The sequence below is a fragment of the Mycobacterium sp. genome, assembly GCF_049281135.1.
In the GTDB taxonomy this organism is placed as follows: domain Bacteria; phylum Actinomycetota; class Actinomycetes; order Mycobacteriales; family Mycobacteriaceae; genus Mycobacterium.
Genome location: NZ_JBAPRN010000141.1, coordinates 1 through 3798 on the forward strand (window position 1 = coordinate 1; position 3798 = coordinate 3798).

5 protein-coding genes are annotated in these 3798 nt (G+C 66.3%); 3 read left to right on the forward strand and 2 right to left on the reverse strand.

What is annotated here, in order from left to right; all coding sequences use genetic code 11:
* From WAN02_RS05690 to WAN02_RS05700, 3 genes are all read left to right on the forward strand, one after another.
* Nucleotides 1-936 (forward strand): 3'-5' exonuclease (locus tag WAN02_RS05690; protein WP_422263200.1); only part of this gene is annotated, 936 nt, incomplete at its 5' end.
* Between the two features lie 184 nt (nt 937-1120).
* Entirely contained in the window at nt 1121-1267 is a 147-nt protein-coding gene (locus WAN02_RS05695) for a hypothetical protein (protein ID WP_325691543.1), read from the forward strand.
* 137 nt (nt 1268-1404) lie between these two features.
* A complete protein-coding gene (locus WAN02_RS05700) occupies nt 1405-1674 on the forward strand; it encodes a WhiB family transcriptional regulator (protein WP_422263201.1) in 270 nt (89 codons plus the stop codon).
* A gap of 30 nt (nt 1675-1704) precedes the next feature.
* Here the strand turns inward: WAN02_RS05700 and WAN02_RS05705 are convergent, their stop codons facing one another.
* Together WAN02_RS05705 and WAN02_RS05710 are read right to left on the reverse strand one after the other, a co-directional pair.
* A complete protein-coding gene (locus WAN02_RS05705) occupies nt 1705-3048 on the reverse strand; it encodes an ABC1 kinase family protein (protein ID WP_422263202.1) in 1344 nt (447 codons plus the stop codon).
* 42 nt (nt 3049-3090) lie between these two features.
* A partial coding sequence (locus WAN02_RS05710; protein WP_422263203.1) for a cyclodehydratase occupies nt 3091-3798 on the reverse strand: 708 nt, incomplete at its 5' end.

Below are 3798 nucleotides of genomic sequence, written 5' to 3' on the forward strand. Positions count from 1 at the left end.
TATCAGGTCCGCGGCGGCGAAGGCTTCTTCAGCCGCCAGGAGATCCGCCAAGCCCTGCTGGCGTTGCAGCGGGCGGCCAACCGCGATGCCGACGGCGACGTCGCGCTACCCGAGAGAGTGCGGGGGCTGCTCGAACCACTGGGTCTCACGGCCGAACCGCCGACCGGAACGCGGGCCCGGGAACGGTGGGAAGCGTTGGTAGCGCTGGGCGAATTGGTCGACGAAGAGGTGGCGCACCGGCCGACGCTGGACTTGCCCGAGTTGATCGCCGAGTTGCGGACCCGCGCCGACTCGCGTCATCCGCCGGTGGTGCAGGGAGTCACGCTGGCTTCGCTGCACGCCGCCAAGGGGCTGGAGTGGGATGCGGTGTTCCTGGTCGGATTGACCGACGGCACGCTGCCGATCTCGCATGCGCTGGCGCACGGGCCCGAGAGCGAAGCCGTCGAGGAGGAGCGTCGACTGCTCTACGTCGGAATAACCAGGGCCCGAATGCATTTAGCGCTCAGCTGGGCGCTGTCGCGCAACCCGGGCGGCCGGCAGAGCCGCAAGTCGTCGCGTTTTCTCAACGGCCTGTCACCGCAGACCCAAGCCGACCCCACCCCGAACCGGCCGCGGCGCAATCGCGGGCCCGCGTCGCGCTGCCGGATCTGCAACAACTCGCTGACCACTCCGGCGGCGATCATGCTTCGCCGCTGCGAGACGTGCGCGGCCGACATCGACGACGAGCTGCTGCTGCAGCTGAAGGACTGGCGGCTGCGCACGGCCAAGGAGATGAATGTCCCGGCCTACGTCGTGTTCACCGACAACACGCTGATCGCGATCGCCGAGCTGCTGCCCACCGACGATGCCGCGCTGGTCGCCATCCCGGGTATCGGCGCTCGCAAGCTCGAGCAGTTCGGCCCGGATGTGTTGGACCTTGTCCGCAGCCGGAGCTAAAACCGCATGGCGATCGCCAGCGCGGCGTGGCCGCGCGTTGGGGGTACCTCCCGCTTGCGGGGGACGGGTCGCCACTAAAACTGCAGGTCAGAAAATCGCTTGCCTCGTCGAGCTGCTACGATCTAGCCTCGAGACGCAAGGTCCACGCTTTGCGGCAGCTTCTAGACGAGAGGAGGGAGCCACGATGATCAGCATCAACGTATTCGGTGTACGCCAGGTCGGCGACGCTGGCTCCCGCCATGCTGCCCATGCCGCCGCCGCATCGGCGGCGTCGCACAAGCGCATCGCCGCCGCGACCGAGCGTCCGTGGATTGGGGCTCTACCCAGGTAAGCAGCCCACTCATTCGCCAAATGGCCACGGACCCGAAGTCACCAGGATCCGTGGCCAAAGTTTTTTCCACGACAGCCCGCCACTGGTCTTCGATCCCCGCAATATCGCCGCCAGACCAGGAAGCAGGTGAACAGGACATGTCGACCTCGACAGTCCCCGACGAGCAGCTGCCGGAGTTGCCCTGTCACGTCAGCGATCCCGACCTGTGGTTCGCTGACAGCCCGTCAGAGTTGGAGCGCGCCAAGGCGTTGTGCGCTGATTGCCCGATTCGCCGGGCTTGCCTGGCCGAGGCGCTGGAACGGGCCGAACCGTGGGGAGTGTGGGGCGGCGAGATTCTCGATCGCGGCTGCGTCGTGAACCGCAAACGGCCACGTGGACGTCCCCGCAAGGACTCGATCGCCGCCTAGAACACCGCAAGGTGTTGAAGCAGTGGGCCTTTAGACGGCAGCCGCGTCGGGCTCGGCGAAGCCGGGAACCAGCTCCTCGGACAGCTTCTGGGTCGGCACGTGTGCATCGAGCTGACACAGGATCGCCATGGACGAGGCGAGCACCCGCATCGGGAGCGCCAGCTTGGGTGGCAAATCCATCTGTCGTGCGGTCTTGATCTGGGCCACACCCTGGTTTATTTGACGATATGTCATGCGTTGCAACCACTTACGCGTGTAATGGAAGACCTCGACCTCGACCGGTTCGACGTATTGGCGCAGCATTTCGTCGATGTCGCGCACCGACACCTGCTGGCCCTTCTGGATGAAGCCGGCTTTTTCCATCGTCGGCAGCACCAGGTCGTAGTTCTTGTCACGGGCCAACCGGATCGTCGCCCCGAGCTCGACCGGGAATCCACCGGGAAGCGGGGCGACGGCACCGAAGTCGATGACGCCCATCTTTCCGTCGGGCATCAGCATGAAGTTGCCCGGGTGGGCATCGCCATGCATCATCTCGATCCGGCGTGGTGAATCGAAGATGAAGGCGGCCAGCCGAGTTCCCAGCAGGTCGCGCTGTTCGACGGTGCCGCTGCGGATGATGTCCGACATCGGAATGCCTTCGATCCACTCCTGGATCACGACTTTGGGGGCGCTGGCAACGATGCGCGGGACCACGAAGTGCGGGTCGCCGTCGTAGGCCTTGGCGAACGCGCGTTGATGTTCGGCTTCCAGCCGGTAGTCGAGCTCCATCTCAGTGCGCTCGATCAGCTCGTCGACAATACCTTCAACGTCCACGCCCGCCGCGAGTTGTTTGACCACGCCGACCATGCGCCGCAAGGTCTTCAAATCGGCCCGCAACGCCTCGTCAGCGCCGGGGTACTGGATCTTGACGGCAACTTCCCGGCCGTCCGACCACACCCCTTTGTGCACTTGGCCGATGCTGGCCGAGGCCACCGCGGTGTCGTTGAACTCGGAAAACCGTTGACGCCATTTGGTACCCAACTGCGCGTCGAGCACTCGGTGCACCTTGTCCGCGGGTAGCGGCGGCGCATCCTTTTGCAGCTTGGTCAGAGCTTCGCGGTAGGGCTCGCCGAACTCCTCGGGGATCGCGGCTTCCATCACCGACAACGCCTGGCCGACCTTCATCGCGCCGCCCTTGAGCTCGCCCAGCACGGTGAAAAGTTGGTGGGCGGCCTTCTCCATCAGCTCGGCGTTGACCTCATCCTGCGATTTGCCGGCCAGCCGTTTGCCGAACCCGAGCGCTGTGCGGCCGGCCAAGCCGACCGACAGGCCGGCCAGCTTCGCGTTGCGCGAGGCGCCCTTACGTTTGATCTCTGACACCTGTCCATCATCCATGACGAGGCTGTGCTTTCCCCATCAATCAGACGACGGCCGTTGTCAGCAGGAACACAGTGGATGTTTCGGCCATTGTCGCACCACAATCGACCCGGCGTGGACGTCGAATTCGAGGGTGGCGTTCAACGACGTCGGCGGCTCGGACTCAGCCCCGCGGACGGCCCCGATCACGCGATTGACCTGGCTGAGCGCCAGGGCCGCGGTGGCCAGCAGGGTCGCACGGTCAGCGACTCCGACGGTGTCGCGCAGCTGTGCGGCAACGGCGGGCCACGCCGCATCGCGGTCCCGACGGTGCAAATCGGCGCACCCCAGGCAGCTGGTCACGCCGGGGACGACCAGCGGGCCGACCAGGCCGGTGCCGTCGCGCACCCGCACCGCGAGATGCGCGACCCCCTGACTGTGCAGGTCGCGCAGCATGCGCGGGTCGGCGACGAGGTTGTCGGACAGCACCACCAAGTCGGCGTCGGCGGCGGTCACCGCGGCGTGCGGCTGGTTGCTTTGCTTGATCCTGGCGCCCGAACACCGCAGCCCCTCGGCCAGCAGTTCTGACAGCGGGCCACGGCCGTGCACCCGGATCGACGCCGACCGAGTAGCCCGCTGGCGGGCACCGCGAGTGGCGACGCCGGCCCTGACAAGCTGCGTTAGCAGGTCGTCCAGCTCACCGGCGCTCACGTCAGAATGGCGTTGCAGCTCGCTGATCGATACCGGCGAATGCATGGCCCGTAGCAAGGTGGCCAGCCCGGCGGCGGT